Source organism: Bifidobacterium sp. B4081, from assembly GCF_026537335.1.
In the GTDB taxonomy this organism is placed as follows: Bacteria; Actinomycetota; Actinomycetes; order Actinomycetales; family Bifidobacteriaceae; genus Bombiscardovia.
In genome coordinates this window covers 45,609-69,979 of the sequence record NZ_JAFNMM010000004.1, presented here as the reverse complement: position 1 = coordinate 69,979, position 24,371 = coordinate 45,609, and the positions used below count along the sequence as shown (strand labels likewise).

At 60.0% G+C, this 24,371-nt stretch carries 13 protein-coding genes and 1 riboswitch; of the genes, 11 read left to right on the top strand and 2 right to left on the bottom strand.

The window, feature by feature from the left end; translation table 11 throughout:
- Positions 1-156: 156 nt before the first annotated feature.
- From fbaA to J3T92_RS07605, 8 genes are all read left to right on the top strand, one after another.
- Positions 157-1,221: a class II fructose-bisphosphate aldolase gene (gene fbaA / locus J3T92_RS07640; RefSeq protein WP_267400862.1), complete on the top strand. Its 1,065-nt coding sequence runs from the start codon at positions 157-159 to the stop codon at positions 1,219-1,221.
- Positions 1,222-1,403: 182 nt separating this feature from the next.
- Entirely contained in the window at positions 1,404-2,705 is a 1,302-nt protein-coding gene (locus tag J3T92_RS07635; protein WP_267400861.1) for an adenylosuccinate synthase, read from the top strand.
- Positions 2,706-2,716: 11 nt separating this feature from the next.
- Complete coding sequence (locus J3T92_RS07630; protein WP_267400860.1) at positions 2,717-3,685, top strand: FAD:protein FMN transferase; 969 nt, start codon at positions 2,717-2,719, stop codon at positions 3,683-3,685.
- 399 nt (positions 3,686-4,084) lie between these two features.
- Positions 4,085-5,341: an MFS transporter gene (locus tag J3T92_RS07625; protein ID WP_267400931.1), complete on the top strand. Its 1,257-nt coding sequence runs from the start codon at positions 4,085-4,087 to the stop codon at positions 5,339-5,341.
- Between the two features lie 265 nt (positions 5,342-5,606).
- Positions 5,607-6,656 carry a ketol-acid reductoisomerase gene (gene ilvC, locus J3T92_RS07620; RefSeq protein ID WP_267400859.1) on the top strand — a complete coding sequence of 350 codons (1,050 nt, stop codon included), beginning with the start codon at positions 5,607-5,609 and terminating at the stop codon, positions 6,654-6,656.
- 408 nt (positions 6,657-7,064) lie between these two features.
- Entirely contained in the window at positions 7,065-10,043 is a 2,979-nt protein-coding gene (locus J3T92_RS07615) for an Ig-like domain-containing protein (RefSeq protein ID WP_267400858.1), read from the top strand.
- 147 nt (positions 10,044-10,190) lie between these two features.
- Positions 10,191-13,364, top strand: coding sequence for an immunoglobulin-like domain-containing protein (locus tag J3T92_RS07610; RefSeq protein ID WP_267400857.1), 3,174 nt, complete (start codon positions 10,191-10,193; stop codon positions 13,362-13,364).
- 26 nt (positions 13,365-13,390) lie between these two features.
- Positions 13,391-17,107: a family 43 glycosylhydrolase gene (locus J3T92_RS07605; RefSeq protein WP_267400855.1), complete on the top strand. Its 3,717-nt coding sequence runs from the start codon at positions 13,391-13,393 to the stop codon at positions 17,105-17,107.
- 86 nt (positions 17,108-17,193) lie between these two features.
- On the opposite strand, the gene J3T92_RS07600 is transcribed toward J3T92_RS07605, so the two are convergent.
- Both J3T92_RS07600 and J3T92_RS07595 read right to left on the bottom strand, forming a co-directional pair.
- Positions 17,194-18,699, bottom strand: coding sequence for an amino acid permease (locus tag J3T92_RS07600; protein ID WP_267400854.1), 1,506 nt, complete (start codon positions 18,697-18,699; stop codon positions 17,194-17,196).
- Between the two features lie 204 nt (positions 18,700-18,903).
- Complete coding sequence (locus J3T92_RS07595; protein WP_267400853.1) at positions 18,904-20,379, bottom strand: amino acid permease; 1,476 nt, start codon at positions 20,377-20,379, stop codon at positions 18,904-18,906.
- A 96-nt stretch (positions 20,380-20,475) separates the two neighbouring features.
- Positions 20,476-20,654, bottom strand: a riboswitch (Lysine riboswitch).
- Between the two features lie 314 nt (positions 20,655-20,968).
- Here J3T92_RS07595 and J3T92_RS07590 point away from each other — a divergent pair.
- The 3 genes from J3T92_RS07590 (at position 20,969) to J3T92_RS07580 (ending at position 24,326) form a co-directional block, all read left to right on the top strand.
- Positions 20,969-22,294, top strand: coding sequence for an ABC transporter substrate-binding protein (locus tag J3T92_RS07590; protein ID WP_267400852.1), 1,326 nt, complete (start codon positions 20,969-20,971; stop codon positions 22,292-22,294).
- Between the two features lie 143 nt (positions 22,295-22,437).
- On the top strand, positions 22,438-23,394 hold the full coding sequence (locus J3T92_RS07585) for a carbohydrate ABC transporter permease (RefSeq protein WP_267400851.1): 957 nt from the start codon (positions 22,438-22,440) through the stop codon (positions 23,392-23,394).
- Complete coding sequence (locus J3T92_RS07580) at positions 23,391-24,326, top strand: carbohydrate ABC transporter permease (RefSeq protein WP_198199416.1); 936 nt, start codon at positions 23,391-23,393, stop codon at positions 24,324-24,326. The genes J3T92_RS07585 and J3T92_RS07580 overlap by 4 nt, the downstream gene beginning before the upstream one ends.
- The last annotated feature ends 45 nt before the right edge of the window (positions 24,327-24,371 follow it).

Sequence of the window (24,371 nt, the reverse complement as noted above, 5' to 3'; positions counted from 1 at the left end):
ATCAAACTGTACGGAGCTAAACTACCCGCGGCTTGGAGGCTTGTCAAAGTGCGTCGTGGTGTGTTCGCCATCAGGGCAGAGACCTGCGATCTATCGGTGGTGTCTGCGGCAGCGGGTCTTTTGCCGATTTTCCTTGCAGCCGACGATAATGAGGGTATGACTTTAGCGACTCCTGAACGGTATGTGGCGATGCTCGATGCGGCCAGACGGGGGTCCTACGCCTATCCCGCCATCAATGTGACCAGCACGCAGACTCTGAACGCGGCCCTGCAGGGATTGGATAACGCTCAGTCCGACGGGATCATCCAGGTCTCGGTGGGAGGTGCCGCCTACCTCTCCGGACAGCGCCTGGCCGACCGGGTGGTTGGTTCCATCGCCTTTGCCAGATTCGCCCATGAGGTGATCGCCCGCTATCCGAGCATCACCGTGGCCCTGCATACGGACCACTGTGCCCCGAAGTACCTGGACGAATGGGTTCGGCCTCTGCTGGCCTACGAGAAGGACCAGGTGGCCCACGGTCAGGATCCACTCTTCCAGTCGCACATGTGGGACGGTTCCAGCCTGTCTCTGCGGGAGAATTTGGCCACGGCGGCAGAGCTGCTGGAGCAGTCCCGGGCCGCCCACACCATTCTGGAGATCGAGGTAGGCACTGTCGGTGGCGAGGAGGATGGTCATTCGGCCGCTATCGACCAGCGGCTCTATTCCTCGCCCGAGGACGGTCTCAAGGTGGTTGATGCCCTGGGTCTGGGCGAGCGCGGCCACTACATGGTGGCCTTCACCTTCGGTAACGTGCACGGATCCTACAAGCCCGGTGTGGTCAAACTGAGGCCCGACCTGCTGGGGCAGATCCAGGCCAGGACCGCCAGAGCCGTATCCGAGGGAGAGGTTGGCGGCATACCCTCCCCGGGCTCCCCTGCCGATAAGCCCTTCCTCTTGGTCTTCCATGGTGGTTCTGGTTCGCAGCCAGAGGAGATCGCCTCCGCCGTCGCTCATGGCGTGGTCAAGATGAATGTGGATACCGACACCCAGTACGCCTTCACCAGGGCCGCGGCAGGGCACATGTTCGCTAATTACGACAAGGTCCTCAAAGTGGATGGGGAGGTCGGCGACAAGAGCGAGTACGACCCCCGTTCCTGGGGACGCCAGGCCGAGGACGGGATGGCGGCTCGTGTAGTCGAGGCCTGCCAGCAGTTGGGCAGCGCGGGACGTGCCATGAGATGACTGACAACCGGCCGTACCAGGAGGATCTTGCGGGCGTGGAAGCCACGATTGGCTGCTGAGCCCGTTCAGGCCTTATGGCGCCTGGGTCGGTCGGTCTTGCGCTCCATACGTAGGGTTAGGCTCGTCTATGGATGGTCTGCCGTCATTTCCTTGGATGGCGACCAGTGGATAAGGAGCATCGTATGCCTGGAATCGTGATCGTTGGGGCCCAGTGGGGCGACGAGGGCAAGGGCAAGGCAACGGATCTGATCGGCGAGCATATGGACTATGTCGCCAGGTTCAACGGGGGCAACAATGCCGGCCATACCGTGGTCGTGGGCGACCAGGAGTACGCCCTCCACCTCCTGCCCTCGGGGATCATTCACCCGGCCATCACTCCGGTCATCGGCAACGGCGTCGTGGTCGACCCGGCCGCCCTCTTCGAGGAGATCGACGGGCTCCAGTCCCGCGGCGTGGACTGCAGCCGGTTGAGGATCAGCGAGTCTGCGCACGTCATCGCCCCCTACCATCGGACACTGGACAAGGTGACCGAGCGCTTTCTGGGCAAGCATAAGATCGGCACGACAGGCCGTGGGATCGGCCCGGCCTACGCTGACAAGATCAACCGTGTGGGCATTCGCGTGCACGACCTGTTCAATGTCGACCATCTGCGCGACAAGGTGGAGGCCAGCCTTCATCAGAAGAATCAGATGCTGGTTAAACTTTACAACCGCAGGGCCATTGAGGTGGAAGCCACCGTTGAAGAGCTGGCGGGATACGCCGAGCAGCTCAAGCCCTACGTGGCCAATACCTCACTGATGCTCAACCAAGCCCTGGAGCAGGGCAAGAACGTCCTCTTCGAGGGGGGACAGGCCACCATGCTGGACGTGGATCATGGCACCTATCCCTTTGTTACTTCATCCAACTGCACGGCCGGGGGCGCCTGCACCGGTACCGGCGTGGGCCCGACCAAGATTGACCGGGTGGTCGGCGTGGCCAAGGCCTATGTGACCCGCGTGGGCGAAGGGCCCTTCCCTACGGAGCTGGACAACGAGCAGGGCGAATGGCTGCGCCGTCAAGGCCACGAGTACGGGGTGACCACAGGCCGCTCCCGCCGCTGCGGCTGGTTCGATGCGCTGGTCAGCAGGTATGCGGTGCAGATCAATGGCCTGACCGATATCGTGCTGACCAAGCTGGATGTCCTCTCTGGCCTGGAGACCATTCCGGTCTGCGTGGGCTACGACATCACCCGGTCCGACGGCTCCCGGGTCAGGGTGGATCAGATGCCCGTGGACCAAGCCGAGTTCCAATCGGCCCAGCCGGTGTACGAGGAGCTGCCGGGCTGGCGCGAGGACATCTCCGGTGCCAAGGGCTTCGAGGAGTTTCCGACCAAGGCCAAGGACTACATCCACCGCCTGGAAGACCTGTCCGGCTGCCGCATCTCGGCCATCGGCTCGGGCCCGGGCCGCGACCAGATCGTGCAGATCCATCCTCTGATCGACTGAGGAGGTCCCCCATGGCTCTGCCCTGCCTGACCGCTTTTCCCGGGGCGGTGGGCGCGGGAATCATCATCTCTACGGACAGGCCTCTGGGAGCGCGGTTGCACGGTGCCATCGCCGATCTGATCGAGGATTACGAACGTGCCCTGTCACGGTTCAGGTACGATGCCATGCCTGCGCAAATGGCCCAGGCCTCTCATGGGGGCAGGTTCGTCTTCCCTGACTACTGTCAGGGGCTCTTTGACCTATATGACAGGCTGTATTCCGCCACCGACGGGGCCTTGGACCCCATGGTGGGCGAGGATCTGACCCGTCTGGGCTACGGCCGACAGCCCACCTTCCGGCTGCAGGCTGATGCCGCCGGACATTTGGGGCAGGTTCATGGGCGACCGACCTGGGGTGATGACCTCAGGCGCCAGGGTGCTGTTCTTATGACCGCTGGTCCGGTCAGCCTTGATTTCGGGGCAGTCGGCAAGGGCTATCTGGTAGATCTGATTGCCGACCTGCTCGAACCTCGGGTTGATGAGTATGTGATTGATGCCGGTGGCGACATGCGTATGCGGACCTCTCGCCCGGTCTCCATCGCCATGGAGGACCCCGCTGATCTGTCTGCAGGCGTGGGTCGGATCGAGCTGTCCTGCGGCTCCTTGTGTGCCTCGGCACCCAGCCGTCGCCATTGGACCGACCGGTCCGAGGATGCTGCAGCGGCGGGATTGACAGCGCTTCACCATATTGTGGATGCCATCGATGGTCGTCCGGTCGACCGCGTGCTGGCTTCCTGGGTAGTGATCGGCGAAAAGAACAACGAGTATCCCACGGGCCTGGCTGACGGGCTGGCCACCGCCCTCTTCCTGGTGCCGCCGGATGCGTTGGCGGCCCGGTTCCCTTTCTCCTGCGCCCTGATGTATGCCGACCGACGGGCTGTGATCTCCCACGAATTTCCAGGTCGGTTCTTCATGGGCTCCAACATCCATCCGTCCACATAGTGGACCTGTCTCGTTGAGCAAGCCGATGCCAGGCCTATGGTCGGCACCAATGCAGATGTGCAGAGCACACATCCAATTCGTGAATGATGAAGGGAGGTTCGCCGTGATGACCAGCTTGACAGACACCCGCCGATTCGGCACCGTGTCCGCACGAATTATTAGCCCGTCCTCACCGGCGGACTGACTCGACAATCTTCATTGTTCGACCCCGTCGGAAGGCGGGGCTGGACGCATAGGCTTCATCGCATCAGACCCTGCCGACAGCGGGGTTTTTCTATAAGGAGATGAGATGAAGTGACGGCAAACGACGTCAGTGTTGCTTCCCCGACCCCGGCAGCGTCCGCGTCCGGTAGCACCCGTGTGACCCGCAGCTCGGTCCGCACAGTCATCGGGGCCTCCATGGTCGGCACGGCCATCGAGTTCTACGATTTCTACGCTTACGGGACGGCTTCGGCCAACTATTTCCCCAAGCTTTTCTTCCCTAAGACCGATCCGACCGTGGCCCTGCTGGCATCCCTGCTGACCTTCGCCATCGCTTTCATCGCGCGGCCCTTGGGGTCCTTGGTCTTCGGACACTTCGGGGATCGTCAGGGGCGCAAGACCACGTTGGTGGTCTCCCTGCTGACCATGGGCTGCTCCACAGTCCTGATCGGCGTCCTGCCCACCTACGCCACCTGGGGGCTCTGGGCCGTAGTGGTCCTCTGCCTGTGCCGGTTCGTGCAAGGTATAGGCCTGGGCGGCGAGTGGTCCGGTGCAGCCCTGGTGGCCACTGAGAACGCCCCGGAAGGCAAGAGGGCTCTCTACGGCTCCTTCCCTGAGTTGGGCGCTCCCATCGGCTTCTTCCTGGCCAACGGGACCTACTTCCTGCTGGAGATGTTCTGCACCCCCGAGCAGATGCTGAGTTGGGGCTGGCGTGTGCCCTTCCTGCTCTCCGCCATTCTGGTGGTCGTAGGGCTGGCTGTGCGCGTTTCCATGCAGGAGACACCCATTTTCCAGATGGCTGTGGACCAGCAGAAAGTCGTCAAGACTCCTCTGCTGGAGGTCTTCCGCAAGAGCTGGCGCCAGGTGCTCCAGGCCACCTTCCTGGTCGCGGTCACCTACACCCTCTTCTACACCCTGGCCACCTGGTCCCTGGCTTACGGCACCAAGCCCAAGTCCCAGGGCGGCGGCGGACTGGGCTTCACCAACCAGGAGTACCTGCTCATGCTCATGGTTTCCATCCTGGTCTTCGCCCTCTTCATCGTGCTGGCCTGCGTCTATGCGGACCGCATCGGCCGTCGCCGGGTGCTGATCGGCAGCTCCGTCATGCTGGTGGTCTTCAGCCTGGTCTTCCCCTACTTGCTCATGGCCCACCACAACACCTTCCAGGTCATGGTCTTCCTCTGCGTCGGGTTCGCCCTGATGGGCATCGCCTTTGGCCCCATCGGTGCCTTCCTGCCGGAGCTCTTCGACGCCAACGTGCGCTACTCGGGTTCCGGCATCGGCTACAACTTGGCAGCCATCGTGGGCGCGGCCTTCGTGCCTACCATCGCCACCTGGCTCTCCTCCCACTGGGGAGTGCGCTCGGTCGGGTTCTACCTGGCCGTCATGGCGGTCTGCTGCCTGGTGGCAGTGCTGACCTGCCACGAAACCAAGGATGTGGACTTCACCAAGTAAGCCTTGGGATGCATCCCGCTGGCCGGTTCTTTGAATCGCGCCGGTGTCCAAACAACGAATTGCGGACAGTCCATCTGGCCATATCACGAGTATGGTTGGAGGCATACCGTATCCATTGGGTACGGATCGGGGTCAAGGACAAAATCCGTCGCCCCGGTCGAAAGAGCATCGTCCGCCTGGAACAACGACAGGAATTCACAGTATTTTGCGTTCCCCGGCCTGGGAGAGCCGGTCCGGTTGGACCGCACATAAAGGAGTGTAGATAATGGCAGCACAGATCTGGTATGAGAAGGATGGGGACCTTTCGGTTCTGGATGGCAAGAAGGTGGCCATCATCGGCTACGGTTCCCAGGGACATGCTCATGCGCTGAACCTGCGTGATTCCGGTGTGGACGTTGTGGTCGGCCTGCGTGCCAACTCCAAGTCGGTGCCCTTCGCCAAGGAGCAGGGCCTGGAGGTCAAGACCGTGCCCGAGGCCACCAAAGAGGCCGACATCGTCATGATCCTGGCCCCCGACCAGTACCAGCGCAACATCTGGCGGGACGACATCGAGCCCAACATCAAGGAGGGTGCGGCGGTCGGCTTCGCCCACGGGTTCAACATCCATTACGGCTACATCAAGCCCAGCGCCGACCATCCGGTCTTCATGGTGGCCCCCAAGGGTCCGGGCCATATCGTCCGCCGTGAGTATGTCGCTGGTCGTGGCGTGCCGGTGGTCGTGGCCGTGGAACAGGATCCGCGCGGCGACGCCTGGGACATCACCCTGGCCTACGCCAAGGCTCTGGGCGCCCTGCGCGCCGGCGCCATCAAGACCACCTTCAAGGAAGAGACCGAGACCGACCTCTTCGGTGAGCAGGATGTGCTCATGGGTGGTGTCAACCACCTGGTCGAGGCTGGCTTCGAGGTGCTGACCGAGGCTGGCTACCAGCCCGAGATCGCCTACTTCGAGGTCTGCCACGAGCTCAAGATGCTGGTCGACCTGATGAACGAGGGTGGCCTGAACAAGGCCCGCTGGTCCTGCTCCGACACCGCCCAGTACGGCGATTTCACCTCCACCGTGGTGGATGAGTCCACCAAGGACAGGATGCGTCACCAGCTGCAGCGCATTCAGGACGGCTCCTTCGCCAAGGAGTTCATTGACGACCAGGATGCCGGCGCCCCCAAGTTCAAGGAGCTCCAGGAGAAGTTCTCCCACGAGAAGATCGAGGAGGTCGGCCCCAAGCTGCGCGCCATGTTCTCCTGGAACAAGGACGTCAAGGATGCCGATGAGGCCCAGTCCTTCACCGGCAAGATCGCCCGTTCCCAGGTGCAGTGACCTCTAGGTTCTGAGCATCAGCTGCCATTTTCCTGGCATCGCCGCAGACCAGCATTCGATACGAATCTGGTCTGCGGCTTTTTTATTTGAGGCATCGGGGTTCAGTGTCGAGCCCCTGTTGCATGGTTCCTCGATCCATACAGTAGGGGGAATGTCTGCCGTTCGTACTCGCTAATACTGAGAATCTATTGTTATTGAATCGTTATTCTTTTCAGGGACAGTGGCTAATCGCAGATGCCAGAATGGATTTTTGCATAGGTGTTGACGTGATGATCAATTATGAGTCATGACCTATCTATGAATACTTGTCGCGTCGACTAAACGGCAGTCATCGAAGCCAAGCCAGCAGTCGACATGACACTGCAGACGGGATTGCGGTATCCCGATGAGCCAAAGGTGGTGGAGTGCATGAAAAAAATGAAAACATTGGTGTCGGTCATGGTGACCCTGCCGATGTTGCTGTCCTTCGCGGGAGGTACGGCATACGCCCTTGAGCGTCCTGAGGCACAAGGGCAGGAAACCAGATCACTGACCCCGGTTGCCTCCTATGACTTTAGCCAGGGAAACTTATCGGATTCAGTCAATGGCTATGCCATGACCCTTCACGGCGGGGCATCCATTGGGGCCTTCGGAGACCGAAACGGGAACGAGGCCCTGAATCTGCAGAATGGTCAGTCGGATGCTTCAAAAAACGTTCAATATGCTCAGCTGCCTTCGGAGATCTTCGGATCAATAGGCAACGAGGCGACCATCGACTTCGCTGCCAAGTCGAGGCATGCCGACGATGGCAATTACTTCTCGCTGGCTATCGGCAAGGATGCTTCGCATTACCTTTTCTTCTATCTGAGCAAGACCAGCGCCAAATTGGCTGTTGCGGACAATGGCTGGCACAATGAGCCCTCCTTCAAGGAGCAGCTCGACAACAATGACGGAATCTGGCATGACTTCCGAATCATCATCAAGGATGATTCCATGGCCCTGCTCAGGGACAATAAGTTGGTGGGAATCAAGGCCAAGACCGGTATCAAGCTCTCCGATCTGGGGGGCTCCACCACCTACATCGGCAAATCCTTCTATCAGGGCGATGCCTATTGGAATGGCGCTATTGATGACCTGAAGATCTACAAGGGGGCCGATCTGGTCATGCCGACTGGGATAACTGTGACCGGAACCGGCCTGGTGAACGGATCCCTGGCCTTGACGGAGAACGATGAGCGGCAGCTGACCGCAACAATCACGCCTGAGAATGCCATCAGCCAGGAGGTGAGCTGGGCCTCGTCCAATCCCTCTGTAGCCACGGTCGATGCCAAGGGCAAGGTCAAGGCTGTGAAGGCTGGAACCAGCACCATTACCGCCACCAGCCGGGCTGGCAGACTGGTCAGTTCAGTCGACGTAACCGTCAAACCCCTGGATCCGGAAACGGCCGCCCAAGATGATGTGGATGCTCTGCTCGCCGGGATTCCGTCCCAGGCGACAGGGAACCTGCCTTTGCTGGCCAAGGGACCTAGACATGATGTTGACGTCACCTGGGCCTCTTCCGATCCTGGTCGTATCAGTCCGACGGACAGTAATTACCAGGCACCAGCCAATGGTGCAGCTGACCCCTATCGGGGCGCCGGAATCGTCACCCGACCCTCTTATGGGCAGGGCGATTCCAAGAAGGTCAGTCTGACGGCCACCGCCAAGGCGGGCAATGGGCGCACGGTATCGCGCAGCGTTGATGTCGTGGTCAAGGAGAAGCCACGGTCTGCGCCGAATGTCGGGTACGCCGCGGTCACTTTTCTCTCTGACGCGGACAAGACCGGAGGAAAGATCGGCGAGGCTCTGTATGAATCGGCGACCTCCACCGAGCGCAACGACTTCTTCTCCTTCAGCCCCATCAACAATGGTGACCCTGTCATCACTTCCAAGACGGACACCACCGGCCTGCGCGATCCATACGTGCTGCGCTCGCATGATGGCGACGAATACTATATGATCGCCACCGATCTGAAGGTCTCGCGCCAGGGCTGGGGTCAGAACCAGCAATATGGTTCGCTGAAGATCGAAGCCTGGAAATCCAAGGACATGGTCAATTGGACGCGGACCAACGCCGAGGACAGTTCGGATGCAGGCATCGTCGTCAACTCCCCCAACCAGGGGATGACCTGGGCTCCTGAGGCATTCTGGGATGACGCGCTGAACGCCTATGTGGTCTTCTTCTCCTCAAGGGCCTATACCGACGGCTCACGCTCGACGGCCGTCACCGGGAAGAAGGGTTCCCCGTACAATATCGTGCGCTATGCCATCACCAGGGACTTCAAGACCTTCACCCCCGCCAAGGACTGGCAGGACACCGGATACTCGCGCATTGACTCCACGGTTTTCAAAATCGGCAGCTACTACTACCGAATGACCAAAAACGAGGAGAACGGTGCCGCAGGATCCTACGTGGTGGATGGCAAGTCCACCTTCCTGGAACGGTCGAAGTGCCTGACCTGCACCACGTCCAGTTCGGATCCCGATGCTGATGAGACCAGCACCTGGCGGTTGCTCGACCAGCGGCTGCTTCCCTTTGAGGGGCCGGAATCCATAGCTCTGAACAAGGATGACGTCAACCAGAACGAAGCCGGTGACGCCATGGTCATCATGGCTGATTCGGGGGGTTATCAACCCTTCATGACCAGCAAGACGGATCTGAGCAAAACAGACTGGTCCCACAGGCTTTCGCAGACGCCGGGATGGTTTACTCAGAAGAAGCCCGGCAAGGGCGTCACCGGGTATGTCACGGATGGTGGCATGCCCACCCCAAAGAGGCATGGGGCTTTCGTGGCCGTGCCTCGGAATGTTCTGGAAGCCATGCATAGGTACACTACAGTCAATCCCTCACATCTGGAACCGGTCGCCTCTACGATCCAGGCTGATTATGCCCCGGACAGCCGCAAGCTGAGCGTGACCGTCAAGGCCGAAGACCAGGGTGATGTGGCTGGCACCGTGAGCATCACGCAAAGCCCGGCATCAAGGCTGAGTCAGTCCTGGACGGCCGATGTGAAACTGGGGGCCGATGGGAAGGCGGCGCTGACTGTGCCGGATGAGGTTTCCGGAGATATCAGAGTCGATTATCAGGGGTACACCGACAAGCTGGTCAAGCCATCCTCGACCAAGGTGACCGGGCTTGTCGCCAAGGCTGCAGACATTGGCGTGCCTGGCACGTCGGATACCCACCCCTCCCAGACATCTCCCATTGAACAAGTCAAGGCAGGAGGTGCTGGGTCGGTTTCACAGGATCCGGGGCTTTCTCAAACAGGTGCATCCGTTGGCGTCATTGCCTTGGCTGCGCTCGCATGCGCAGTCCTGGCAATCTGCTGGTTGCGATCGGCCGGGTATAGGTCGGCATCCAGGCGATGACTGTTCTGACCGGCTGTTCCTATGGGTTTTCGAGGAATGGCCGGCATTGGCAGTCCAAGACAAAAGGCTCCTGGAATCAGCTGTTCTTGGGAGCATTCAAGAGCCACCGCAATGATGTGATGGCATTACACAGGAAGAGGCCCGTTAATGAACGGACATGGAAAGAGGGCCCTGGGGCTGCTCCTAGGGTGTGTAACACTGGCATCGGGGTTGTTGCTGCCCCTTGTCGCATCGGGTGAGGAGGCAGAGAAACCGCTGATCCATTATTCCTTCGACGTTGCCCCCAGCGGCCGGACCATAGCCAACGAGGGCTCTGACGGTCACAGTGACGCCACTCTGGAAGGCGATGCTTCCGTCAAGGATGGTCGCCTCGTGCTGACCGGCACCCAGGACGTAGTCATTCCCACCGGTGCCTTGAAGGATAAGCAGGACCTTACTGTTTCGATCTGGCTGAAGAATAATTCCGGATCTATGAACACTTCAGCGGCCTACATAGGGAACGCAGATACCACCAAAGGGTATTTCCTGCTCAACTCGTCCAACCCTGCGGGGCGGGTCAAGGCGGTAATGACCACGGCGACCGCCAATCAGCCCAACCAGTCCCCATGGGGCACCGAAGTGGGTCCGGGATCCACCGGGGCTCCCTCATCCGGCTCTAAATCCACTGGTGACATGGCCCTGTACACCACAGTCATCAGCGGCTCCACAGGAACGATGAGCTCCTATCTCAATGGCGCTCCGCTGGGTTCTTCCACCTACTCCATACCTCAAGGCGGTCTCGGCAATTACGGGGATCTGGTCGCCTACCTGGGCAAATACTCCTATCCCGATCCCAAGAGCAAGATCGAGGTCGATGATTACGCCATCTACGATCAGGCCATGGATTCCGCTGCGGTCAAGGGGCTCTATACCAGCCAGGCCTTGGAGAAGATCATGCCGACGGTAGCGGTCCCTGCTCAGGCGAGTGAGAACTTCACCCTTCCCACGGATCTCTCGGGCGTGCATCTGGACTGGGCATCCGATTCACCGGCCCTGGCAGTAGCTGGTGACGGGTCAGTCACCGTGAACAGGCCTGCTTCCGGGCAGCCGGACGCGCAGGTGACTCTGACGGCCACTTTCAGCCTGAACGGGGTCACTCGCACCAAGGCCTATCAGGTTTTAGTTCCCCATCTTCCGAGTGATCAGGAGCAGGCGCAGGCTGATCTGGATGCCGTGGGCATTGAGAATGCCGACGATGTGCGAACCAATGTCTCCATACCTACGCTCGGTGAGCACGGCTCCACCTTCACCTGGTCCGTCAAGGATCCGGGAACGGCCGGCGCGGTCATTGTCGATGGCGTCAACGGCTCTTCCAAGACGGTAAAGGTCAACCGTCCCGCCGCTGGCAAGCCGGCTGCAACCGTGGTCCTGAGCTTGGAGGTCAGGCATGGCGACAGCAGGCTGGTCAAGGAGTTCACCCTTAAGGTGCAGCCCATGCCTGCCGACAACTCCAAGGATCAGGCCTATGTCTGGGCATTCTTCACCGGCGAGGGCGTCGGCGGCGAGAAGATCAGTCTGGCTGCATCCAAGGGCAACAATGCCTTGGACTGGAACACGCTGAACAACGGTTCGCCACTCTTCACCTCAAGCAAGGGCGAGCAGGGACTTCGCGATCCCTTCATCATGAGGTCCAAGGAAGGTGACAAGTTCTACATGCTGGCCACCGATCTGAAGATATCCGGACGTCCCAATGCGCCCGGAAGCCTGAGCGGTTTCATGGGTGCCCAGGCCAACGGATCCAAATACATCGAGATCTGGGAGTCGGATGATCTGACCCACTGGTCCCAGGAGCGGCATGTCAAGGTGAGCACCGACTATGCCGGGAACACCTGGGCGCCTGAGGCCTATTACGATGCCGAGATCGGCAAGTACGTGGTCTATTGGGCCTCCAACCTGTATCCGGGCACCGATCCGGCTGAAAGGACCGCGCTGACCTACAACCGGATGATGTATGTCACCACTGACGATTTCATCAACTTCTCCAAGCCCCAGGTCTGGATCGATGTAGACCGCAGGGGTCAGCCCGGCTCGGGATCCATCGATGCCACCGTGCAGAAGAAGGATGGCACCTACTATCGCGTCTACAAGGACGAGAAGACCATGACCCTGCGTCAGGAGAAGTCCAAGGACCTTCTGGCCAAGGTTGCCGGATCCTATCCGACTGCCGCATCCGGTGATGCCAACGACTGGTCCCTGGTCGGGGAGCGCATCGGCGGCGGGCAGGCCAACGGCTACGGCGGTACTTTCAGCGCCGGCGAAGGCCCATCGCTTTTCCGGGCGAACGATGGGGATGTCAACGGATATCAGTACTACCTCTTTGCCGATCAGCCCAATTACCACGGTGGCCCCAACCACTATGTGCCGATGGCCACGAACAATATATCCAAGGCCGACCAGTGGAAGGTGATCGGCGACAAGATGCCCGAGGCCAACTTCCCGACCAATACGGACGGCGGCAAACCACGGCACGGCACTGTCCTGCCAGTGACCAGGGCTCAGTATCAGAAGGTCCTGGAGGCCTATGCGCCCCATGTGGCGGTCGCCTCGGTTCCGGCCATGTCTGTAGAGACGAAGGTCGGTCAGGATCCCACGCCGAATCTTCCTGCCCAGGTGGAGCTGACCAAGGCTGACGGAAGCAAGGAGCAGGTGAAGGTGGCTTGGGATGCCGTGGATCCGTCCTCCTACAACCACCCCGGAACCTTCCGAGTGAGCGGAATCGCTGCAGATGCTTCTCGGATGCCCGTGGAGGTCACGGTCAAGGTCCTCTCCAATGACGCCAGCCTCAAGTCTCTGACCGTGGCCGGCCAACCAGTGGACCTGGCGCAGGCCTTGGCGGGTACTGCCACGCTGGCGCTCGCCGACCTGCATGGACTGACTGAGACTGACATCGCCGCTCTCGCCACGGATGATCAGGCTACTGTCGCCTTGACCTTGGACTCTTCTGGATCAGCTGAAAGGATGCTGACGATCACGGTCACAGCAGCCGATAAGGCCACCACAAGGACCTACAAGGTCAAACTGACCCAGATTCGCAGCGCCCAGCCTGCACCCGACAAAGACAACACTCAGAAGCCGGGGCATTCATCATCCGGCAATCCATCCGGTACTGCGAACCCGCAGGCACAGGCTCGCCCCTCCCTCTCCGCCACAGGTGTGGACCTGTCAAAGGTTCCAAGTCTCCTGCTGGCAGCAAGCCTGGGGCTGGTTCTCATTGCCGTCTGTAGGTTCTTCGTCCGTCGACAGGGGCCGGCAACAGCCATGGACGGAGATGAGCAGAAGTGAAACGATGTGGAAGAATGATCGCCTGGATGATGGCGATTCCGACCGCCTTGGCCGGATTGGCTTTCATCCCTGCAGCAGCAAGTGCTGTTGAAACCCTGCCCACCGAGGATTTGCTGGCCGAGTACTCCTTTGCCAGCAAGCCATCGGACGGGCACACGGTCGCCAATACCGCCTCTGGCAGCGCCTTTGGTGAGGCCCAGGTGCAGAATCCGGGAGACGATCTGTGGAAGGATCAATCGCTGGTTCTTTCCGGTGGGGACTGGAGCGGAGGGGGCAGCTGGGTTCGGCTGCCTGCGGATCTGCTTTCCGGCAAGTCCTCCGCTACCGTCCAGATGGAGGTCAAGGCGGATCCCGACATGCTGAAGAGCTTCCACTTCATGTGGAACATCGGCAACGCCTCCAACCAGGAATACCTGTTCAGCTCCCTCAATTGCGCCTTCGGACGCCAGCCCCTGGTAGGCATCAAGGCGAAGGGGACCGAGCATCTGGTCCAGTCGGGTTCTTGTGCAGTCCGGGCCGACCAGTGGATGTCGGTGACGGCCACCTTGGACGGGTCGGACGGTATGGCCAAGCTCTATGTCGATGGCGAGGAGGTCGCCTCTGGCAAGGTTCCCGTCACGACTGCCGACATTGGCGACCAGAGCCTCAACACCATCGGCCACTCGCCTTGGAAGGATGTGAATTTCAAGGGCCAGGTGGCCAACTTCCGCGTCTACGGCAGGGCTCTGGACGCTGGAAAGGTCAAGAGCATCAGCACTGTCGACGCCAACATCCACAGGAGCGAACTGGTGGACGGACGCATCGATGCCCTGGGCTTCCATGACCAGAGCGTGGACGGCGACTACCTGGCACTTCCCACAGCAGGAGGCACGGTAACCTGGTCCTCATCGGATCCTTCGGTCATCACTGATACAGGTATGGTCAACCAGCCGCCCTCCGGCGCTCAGGATCAAACGGTAACCATGACGGCTACCACCACAGTGCGTGGATTGACCGGCAGCAAGAGCTACCGCATCACCGTAAAACCGAGTACGAAGACCAAGGCCGAGAGGTTGCAGGAGGCGGCTGACGGTTACGTCATCCCGCCCCTGATCGCCTCGGGGACCAAGCTTCCTGTGGCTCCGGATCATACGACTCTGCAGCTGAAGGCCGCTTCCGGCATCTCCATCCAAGACGGGGGACTGGTCTCCATAGCTGGCGACAAACCTGTCTCTGGACGGATCACTGCCACAATCACAGCTGCGGGAGTTGCTGAACCTATTGTCAAAGACTTCGAGGTGAAAGTCCTTCCCAAGTCGAAGGCCAGCACCCTCCTTGCCTACGACCGTAATGCGACCTCGGCGGATACTGCCAACAACGGCGATATCGCGCACAGCATGCATCTGGCCCTCAAGGACGAAGCTTCGGGGCGGTACCAGCCCTACAACGGCAACTATGGCATCTTCTTCCCACTGGGTTACGCCTCGCAGCCCGTCAACCAGAACACCAGGGACTACGCGCGCAGCCTCAAGGATCCCTCGATTTTCATGATGGGGGATGGGTCTTACGGTATCCTCTCCGTGCGCACCAACCGGGGGACGGATGTGCCGGACAGTCCCGGTCATCTGCTTTTTGCCCGGTCTGCTGACCTGCTTGCCTATGAGGAGTCCCCGAATTCCGCAGGCCTGATTGACCTGGGCGAAACCAACGGGGTCAACAGCCCCTACGGGGTCTACGATACGGCGTCCAAGACCACCATGATCGGGTGGTATGACGACAACGGAGTGCCCAAGTACACCAGTTTCGCTGAGCTCAAGGACAAGGATTCCGCGCATGGGCCTGTTCATGTTGGGCGGTTCGCCACAGTCGGCGGCAGCCAACCGGCGTCAAAGGTTCAGGGTATTGATGACTATCGCCACGGTTCGTCCATCGTCATTGATCAGGACCGTGTCAAGGCCCTGCAAACCCGATTCGGTCGTCTGGCCAACACCGGCGTGAACGATTTCAAGGACATCACCGTGACCAAGGGGAGTTCAGCAAACGGATTGAAGCTGCCGAAAACCGCTCGACTGACCTATTCCGATGGTTCCACAGGTTCACTGCCCATCAAAGACTGGGATACCTCGCATCTTGACTTGAACAAAGTCGGGGAATATGAGGTCACCGGCACCATTGGCCAGACCTCCTACAGAGTTCCTTTCGCTGAGGAGCGCGCTGACCCCTCCATCTATAAGTGGCAGTGGAAGCGGCAGGTGGACGGTCATGAACGGGTGGATACCAAGTACCTCATGATCGCCACCAACGACATTGAAGGAGACTGCACCTGGCAGCATGGCAGTCCCCATATGCCCCTGCGGATGGCCGATGCCATCGCCGATCTGGCTGACACCCTTGGCCAGGATTCCGGGTTGATTGATGCCAACGGGTACAACGCCAAGGAACACATCATCCTTAAGGCGGGGGATCCTGATGCAGAGGGGCAGCCGATCATGCACAGCTTCTGGGCGCCCGAGATTCACGAGATCAACGGCAGGTTGACAGTCCTGTTCATGGCGGGATACGGAAACCAGTGGACCAATGGCAAGGCCGTCTATATGCAGCTCAAGCAGGATGCCGGAGGTCATGACCTCGACCCGACCGTTGCTTCCAACTGGGAGCGGCCGCAAGCCGTGACTCGTTCCGACGGGCGTCCCTTGGCCCTTGCCGCTGATGGAAGTGTCGGCATGTCCTTGGATATGAGCTACTTCCAGGATCAGAAGGGACAATCCTATTATGTCTGGCAGCAGTTGGGCGCCACCTATTTGGCCAGGATGAATCCTGCCGACCCTGCTCACGTCACCGCCGACCCGGTGAGGATTGTCGCCCCAGATTACGCCTGGAACGCCACAATCGCCGAGGGGCCTAATGTAACCCTGCACCAGGGCAAGCTCTATCTGATGTACTCCGGTTCCTCGGTCGGCAAGACCTACACCACGGGCATGGCCGTGGCCGACGGATCAGGCAATACCGATCTGACCAATCCAGCCAGTTGGAGCAACCTTAACTATCCCATCCAGAATTCAGGCATTTTCAACGGAAAATGGCAGCTGGGCACGGGCCATGGCATGTGGAGCGAGGACGAGGACGGCAATCAGATCTACGTCTTCCACGCATACGCCAACAAGACGGATGGCTACCGCAACTATTCCGGGCGGGATACTTTCGTGCGCCGAGTACATTGGGCAGCGGATGGTCTGCCTGTGCTGGACATGGATGCGGATGAAGAACTCGCCCACCCTGATGTGAAAGTCCGGGTCAAGGTGGTTGATTCCATAGCCAAGGTCGACAAATCCGGTCTTTCTGCTGCCTTGAAGAAGGCCGATGGTTTGGATCAAGGCAAATATGAGTCCGGTTCCTGGATGGCTTTCACTGCGGCTCGAATGCGGGCACAGGCTGTCTATGACGATCCCGATGCCGACCAGGCTGCTGTTAATGAGGCGCTGAAGGGTCTTCAGGAGGCTGTCAAGGCCCTGGTTCCCCTCAGCAGACCGGGCGGAAACGGGACGCAGGACGGCAGTATAGGACAAGGTACCAGTCTGATCTCTGCCGGCGCCAGCGGGCATGGTCGTCACGACCCTGTCCGTGATGCATCGGTCGGGGGCGGTGGTTTGTCCTCCACCGGGGCGGATGTCGCTGCAGTAAGTTTGGCGGCTTTGCTCATGGTCTCGCTGGCCTTGATGGTGGCCATTCCGGTCAGAAGGTCGATGTCATCGTCGTTGACCTAGGCTTGAGCTTGGCCCGATGGTACCCCGCAGATGGAACAGATCATCTGCGGGGCACTTTTACAAGGTGTCCGCCGTGTCCTGCTGCTTCAGCGGGCGGATTCGGCGCCGGACACGTCCATGTCCTTGAGGCGCACGATCTTGGTGTGGTTGACGAACTTGAAGCCCAGGTAGAGGACCAGGACCAGTACCACGCTGAAGTAGGTCATGGCCATGTGCGACCAGTTCAGGTTGAGCAGGGAGGGGATGTCCTGTCCGGCGATGACGATGACGCAGAGCACCATGGCCAGGACCGGGCCGAACGGGTAAAGCTTGGAGTGGTACTTGAGCTCGCTCAGGTCGTGCCCCTGGAGCTTGAAGGCTCTCCGGAAGCGGAAGTGGCTCAGGGCGATGCCGATCCAGGCGATGAATCCGGTCAGTCCGGTGGCGGTCACCAGCCACATGTAGAAGGACTGGCCGAAGATGCTGGAGGCGAAGGTGGCCAGAGACATGCATACCGTGGCCATCAGAGCTGCCAGGGGGATGCCCCTCTTGGTGGTCTTGGCGAAGATGGCCGGAGCATAGTGATCCTTGGCCAGTCCGTAGAGCATGCGGCTGGAGGCGTAGGCCCCGGTGTTGACGGCCGAGAGGATGGATGTCAGCACCACAGCATTCATGACGCTGGCTGCCGAGGCCAGGCCGGCCCGCTGGAAGACCAGGGTGAATGGCGACATGGCGATGTTCCCGTCGGAGGCTCCCAGGAGGTTGGGGCTGGTGTAGGGGATCAGGGCGGCGATGACGAAGATGGACAGCACATAGAAGAGCAGGATCCGCCAGAAGACGTCGTTGATGGCCTTGGGGACCGCCTTGCCGGGGTTTTCGGATTCACCGGCAGTCACGCCCACTACCTCGGTGCCCTGGAAGGAATAGCCGGCGATCAGGAAGACGCTCATGATGGCCGGGAATCCTCCAACGAAGGGGGCGTCCTTGTAGGTGAAGTTCTTCAGGCCGACCGCCGGCTGGAACATGATGCCGCAGATCATGGCCATGCCGATGACCAGGAAGACGATGATGGTGGCCACCTTGATCAGTGAGAGCCAGAATTCGGTTTCCCCGAATGCGGAGACTGTCAGGGCGTTGATCAGGAAGACGATGACCAGGACCAGCAGACTCCAGACCCATCCTGGGGTGTTGGGCAGCCAGTACTGGATCAGCAGGGCCGCGGTGGAGATGTCCACGGCACCCGAGATGGTCCAGTTCAGCCAGTAGTCCCAGCCCATGGCGAATCCCAGGGCCGGATCCACATAGCGGGCGCTGTAGGCGGCGAAGGATCCCGACACTGGAAGGTGGGTGGCCAGCTCGCCCAGGCTGGTCATCAGGAAGTAGACCATGACGCCCATGGCTATGTAGGCCAGAAGTCCGCCGCCGGGGCCGGCTGTAGAGATGGTGGAGCCGGAGGTCATGAACAGGCCGGTGCCGATGCAGCCGCCCAGGGCGATCATGGAGATGTGGCGGGTCTTGAGGTTGCGCTTGACGCTGCCGTAGCCATGATGCTCTTGCCCGGCCCGGTCGGATTGATTGGTGTTCGACGCTGCATTGCTGGTGTTCTGCGTCATGATCCTCCTCCTTTTGGCTGGGCGACGCACCGGGGAGTCCGGGGTCGTACTGAAATTGCGATTCCTGATATGCCGGCTGGATGCCGGAATGGATTCATATGGCCGGGTCCTTGAGCCGGTCCTCGAACGCTTAGGGAGTCTATGCCATTGGTATGGCCTTTCGGCTCCCGTGGTCACAATGTGTCATGGTAGTTGACAGATCTGTCATAGCGATTCCGGATCCCCGCTCAAATCCATCTCCTTCAGGGGCACGATCCGGGTATGGTACCGGATCTTGTAACCCAGGTAGAGGGCAAGCACCAGGGGCACGCTGATGTAGGTGATGCCGATCTCCTGCCAGTTCCAGTTGACGAAGGCCTCGATGTTCTGCCCGCCGATGACGATGACGCACAGGATCAGGGCCAGGATGGGCCCCAGGGGGAAGAGCTTGGCATGGTAGCGCAACTCCTCAACCCGGTGGCCTTGGACCACCCAGGCGCGACGGAAGCGGTAATGGCTCAGGGCGATGCCGACCCAGACGATGAATCCGGTCAGCCCCGAGGCGGCCACCAGCCACATGTACATCCGCTGGCCGAAGATGCTGGCGGCAAAGGTGGCCAGGGAGACCACGAGAGTGGCGATCAGCGAGGCCATGGGTATGCCGTGACGGGTGGTGTGCCCGAAGAAGGCGGGGGCGTAATGGTCCTTGGCAAGGGCGTAGAGCATCCGGGTGGAGGCGTAGACACCCGAATTGGCGGACGAGAGGACCGAGGTCAGGATGATGGCGTTCATGACGCTGGCTGCCGAGGCCAGGCCCGCCCGCTGGAAGACCATGGTGAAGGGTGACATGGCGATGTCCCCCTCGGCGGAGCTCAGCAGATTGGGGCTGGTGTAGGGGATCAGGGCGGCGATGACGAAGATGGACAGCACGTAGAAGAGCAGGATCCGCCAGAAGACGTCGTTGATGGCCTTGGGAACCGCCTTGCCAGGGTTTTCGGACTCGCCGGCCGTGACCCCGATCAGCTCAGTGCCCTGGAAGGAGAAGCCTGCAATCAGAAAGACGTTGAGGATGGCGGGGAATCCTCCCACGAAGGGGGCGTCCTTGTAGGTGAAATTGCCCAGGCCCACGGCTGGGCGGAACATGATGCCGCAGATCATGGCCAGACCGATGACCAGGAAGACGATCACCGTTACCACCTTGATCAGAGCCAGCCAGAACTCGGCCTCGCCGAAGGCCGACACGGTCAGGGCGTTGATCAGGAAGATGACTACTAGGACCAGCAGGCTCCAGACCCATCCTGGGGTGTTGGGCAGCCAGTACTGGATCAGCAGGGCGGCGGTGGAGATGTCCACAGCCACGGTGATGGCCCAGTTCAGCCAGTAGTTCCAGCCCATGGCGAATCCCAGGGCCGGATCCACATAGCGGGCGTTGTATGCGGCAAAGGAGCCGGAGGTGGGCAGGTGGGTGGCCAGCTCGCCCAGGCTGGTCATCAGGAAATAGACCATGAGGCCCATGGCCGCGTAGGCCACCAGCGCGCCTCCTGGTCCGGCCTTGGCGATGGTGGAGCCGGAGGTCATGAACAGGCCGGTGCCGATGCAGCCGCCCAGGGCGATCATGGTGACGTGTCGGGTTTTAAGGTTGCGTTGAACCCGGTCGGTGGAAGCGGAGGGGCTGTCCTTTCCGCCCTGCCTGGTCGCCATAACTGCTCTTTTCCTTGGACTGACCTGAGAGCCCTATGACGACGGTTCCGGCCAGTTCCGCTCAGGCGGAATCCAGGCGGGTTGCCTGTCTGTGACACTGCACATAGCGCTCCGCAACATGGGGTTGCGACAGTCCCGGACCTGTTCGACCCGGGCCCAACGGGTCGGATGGGCGGATCCGAACCGTTTCGGCCGGACCTCCTTTCGCCGGGAATGCGCGACACCGCACTGTCTGATCCCGGTTACTGATAGGTTCGGCGACCTCTTCAGTGGCTTTGCAATTACGGGTAAGCATAGAGGGATTCTCAGACAAGGTAGGAGCGCTTGCCTTATAGGGCATAGGGCGAAGTCGTCGAAAGCGCTGCTACCGCAAAGCGCTACACCAGCCTAGAGTTCGTTTGATCAAACAGGTTGATATCAATTGTGAATGAAGATAATCAAATGAAAATCCCGTGGTTTAGCACCGCTTTGCTAAATCTACATTTCCTGTAATTGAATTAATAAACTGTCCTCGCAAATAAGTACTGCTATACTGAATGTGCACTTCGAGGTTAAGACAATGTTGTTTTTTATGAAGGGGTGAATCAAGATGAGAACCAGCAGCAAACGCATAATGGCGGCCATGGCTGCAGTGGCGGCCTTAAGCATGGCATTGGCCGGGTGCGGTTCCTCCGGCGGATCCGGTGCCAGCAAGGGCGGTGACACCAAGTCGGGTGGCAAGGTCGAACTGACATACCTGCACCGTCTTCCCGACAAGCAGGGCATGACCATGGTCAAGGACACCGTGGCCAGGTGGAACAAGGATCACCCGAACATCCAGGTCAAGGCCACCAAGTTCAACGGCAGCCCCGGCGACCTGATCAAGAAGCTGGAGACCGACGTCAAGGCCGGTAATGCTCCCGATCTGGCCCAGGTAGGTTACGCTGAGCTGCCCGAGGTCTATACCAAGGGCATCGTCGAGGATGTCACTGCAGAGGCAGGCAAGTACTCCAAAGACTTCGCAGAGGGTCCCAGCAAGCTCATGAGCGTGGACGGCAAGGTCTTCGGTCTGCCCCAGGATACCGGCCCCATGGTCTACTACTACAACAAGACGGAATTCGACAAGCTGGGCATTAAGGTTCCCACCACGGCCGAGGAATTCATCGAATCGGCCAAGAAGGCAGCGGCTCAGGGCAAGTACATCATGACCTACCAGCCCGATGGTGCAGGCATGGCCTTCTCCGCCCTTTCCGGTGCGTCATCTCCCTGGTACAAAATCAAGGACGGCAAGTGGGTCGTCAACGTTGATACGCCCGGCTCCAAGGCCACAGCCGACTTCTACCAGCAGCTGCTCGATGCCAAGGCGATGAACCTGACCCCCAGCACCGACCCCTCCTTCGCTGGCGCCTTCCATGACGGCTCCATTATCGGATCCATCGACGCCGCCTGGAATGCCCCGATCATGATGGACTGGATCGGTGATGCCGGCAAGGGCCAGTGGAGGGTCACCCAGATCGGTGACTGGTTCAAGAACGGCGAGAAGACCGGACCCAACGGCGGTTCGGGCGTTGCAGCCATCAAGGGCACCAAGCACAAGGCAGAGGCCATGGAGTTCCTGGATTGGTTCAACACCCAGGTGCCTGATCTGACCTCTCAGGGTCTGATTGTCGCGGCCTCCACCGAGAAAGCCAAGACCCCCCAGTCCTGGACCGAGTTCTTCGGCGGGCAGGACGTGATGGCGGAGTTTGCCAAGGCCAACGCCAACATGGGCTCCTTCAACTACATGCCCGGATTCTCCGCGGTGAGCAGCGCCGTCGGCGAGGCTGCCGACAAGGCCGGCAAGGGTCAAGCTAAGGTCTCCGATGCCTTCGATGCAGCACAGAAGACATCCCTTGCCACACTGAAGGATTATGGCCTTCCGATCGCCAAGGATTGATCGGTAACCGCTCTTCGGCGGATACAGCAGGGAGACCTTCCCTGACAATCTCACCAGGTTGGGGAACCCAGGTCTGTGGCCCGTGTTCCCCGCCTGCTGGAAGGTCGCTCGCCTTATAGGTTCCGAGAGGATGGGTTATTCACATGAGCCATCGAACAGCAGCTGAGGCAGGGGCTCAGAAGAAGGGGAGATCCGAGATCGTCAAACGCAACGAACGGACGGGTTGGGCATTCATGATGCCTTTCTGCATCCTCTTTGCGATCGTCTTCATCATCCCCATTGCCTATGCCGTCTATATGAGCTTCTTCCAGCAGGTGGCCTCGGGCGGCGGCGCCTACGGCGGGGGCGAGATGATCAATAAGTTCGTCGGGTTGGAGAACTTCCGATTTACAGTCACCTCCGCAGCCTTCTGGACCGGCATCGGCAGGGTCCTGATCTACACGGTCATCCAGGTCCCGGTCATGATCATCGCCGCCCTGTCCCTGGCCATGCTTCTGGATTCCTTCATCGTCAAGCATGTCACCCCCTATCGGCTGGGCTACTTCCTGCCCTATGCCATCCCGGGCGCGATCGCGGCCATCATCTGGGTATTCCTTTACAACGACCAGTTCTCGCCCATCGTCAAGGGCCTGGCAGCCATAGGAATCCATGTCAACTTCTTCGCGCCCAACGCTCTGATTGCCTCCATGGCCAACATCACCACCTGGACCTTCACGGGCTACAACATGCTGATCTTCCTGGCGGCTCTCCAGGCCATCCCTCGTGATCTCTATGAGGCTGCACGAATCGACGGAGCCAACGGCTTCCAGATCGCCATGAGGATCAAGCTCCCCAACGTCAGGGGGGCGGCCCTCCTAGCTATGCTCCTGTCCATCATCGGCAGCATCCAGCTCTTCAACGAGCCCCAGGTCATGCAGACCGTCGACAAGGGCATATCGAACTCCTACACCCCTATGATGATGGCCATGAACACGTCACGAGGCATCCTCACCCCTAAGGGTGACGGTCCGGCTTCCGCCATCGCAATCGTCATGGCACTGATTGCCGGGGTCCTTGCCGCCCTCTACGCATACATCGAGAGGAAGGTGAACGAATCATGACCTCGGCCAACCCCGCACGCCTCGCAAAAAAGCAGGAGAAGCTCCTCAAGCAGAAGGCCGATGAACTGCCCCGCTCCATGAGGCCCACCAAGGTGGTCAAGATCACCACCATCGTGGTCCTGGTTTTCGCCCTGATCTACTTCCTCTTTCCCATCTACTGGGCCATCATCGCCTCTACCAAGTCGCCCTCCCAGCTGGTCAGCAGCAACGGCCTCTGGTTTGCTGTCGACCTGAAGAAGATTCCCCAGGCGGTGGCCACCAACTACTCGATCCTCCTGGGCTGGACACACTCACAGTTCTGGCATTGGGTCTTTAATTCCTTGATTTACTCAGGGGTATCCGCCCTGATCGGCACGGTGGTTTCGGTCATGGCCGGGTATGGCACAGCCAAGTTCCAGTTCCGGGGCAGGGGTGTCGTCATGACTATCGCCATGTCTGCCCTGCTGATGCCCTCGGCACTGATGACCATCCCCCAGTACTCCATCTTCAATGCCCTGCATCTGAGCAACACCATGCTGGCAGTGATCATCCCCTGCTCGGTCTCGCCCTTCGGTTTCTTCCTGGGAAGGGTATATGCCCAAAGTTCGGTACCTACCGAGCTTCTGGAGGCGGCCAGGATCGACGGTGCCGGTGAAGCCAGGATCTTCTTCACGATCGTGTTGAGGATTCTTGCGCCCGCCATGGTCACGATCTTCCTCTTCCTCTTCGTGGCCACCTGGAACAACTTCCTCCTGCCGCTGATGATGCTCTCCAGCGAGAACCTCTTCCCGGTGACCCTGGGCCTCTATGGTCTGGTCTCTCTGCCGGTCTTTACCGATCGAGGGGCGCTGATGATGGGGTCGCTGCTGGGTGTTCTGCCGGTGATCATCCTCTTCTTCTGCCTGCAGCGGTTCTGGCAGGCTGGACTGACCGCCGGTTCGGTCAAGGAGTAAGGGTCCAAGGCTGCACACAGTTTTTCAGTCATTCCGTTACGAGAT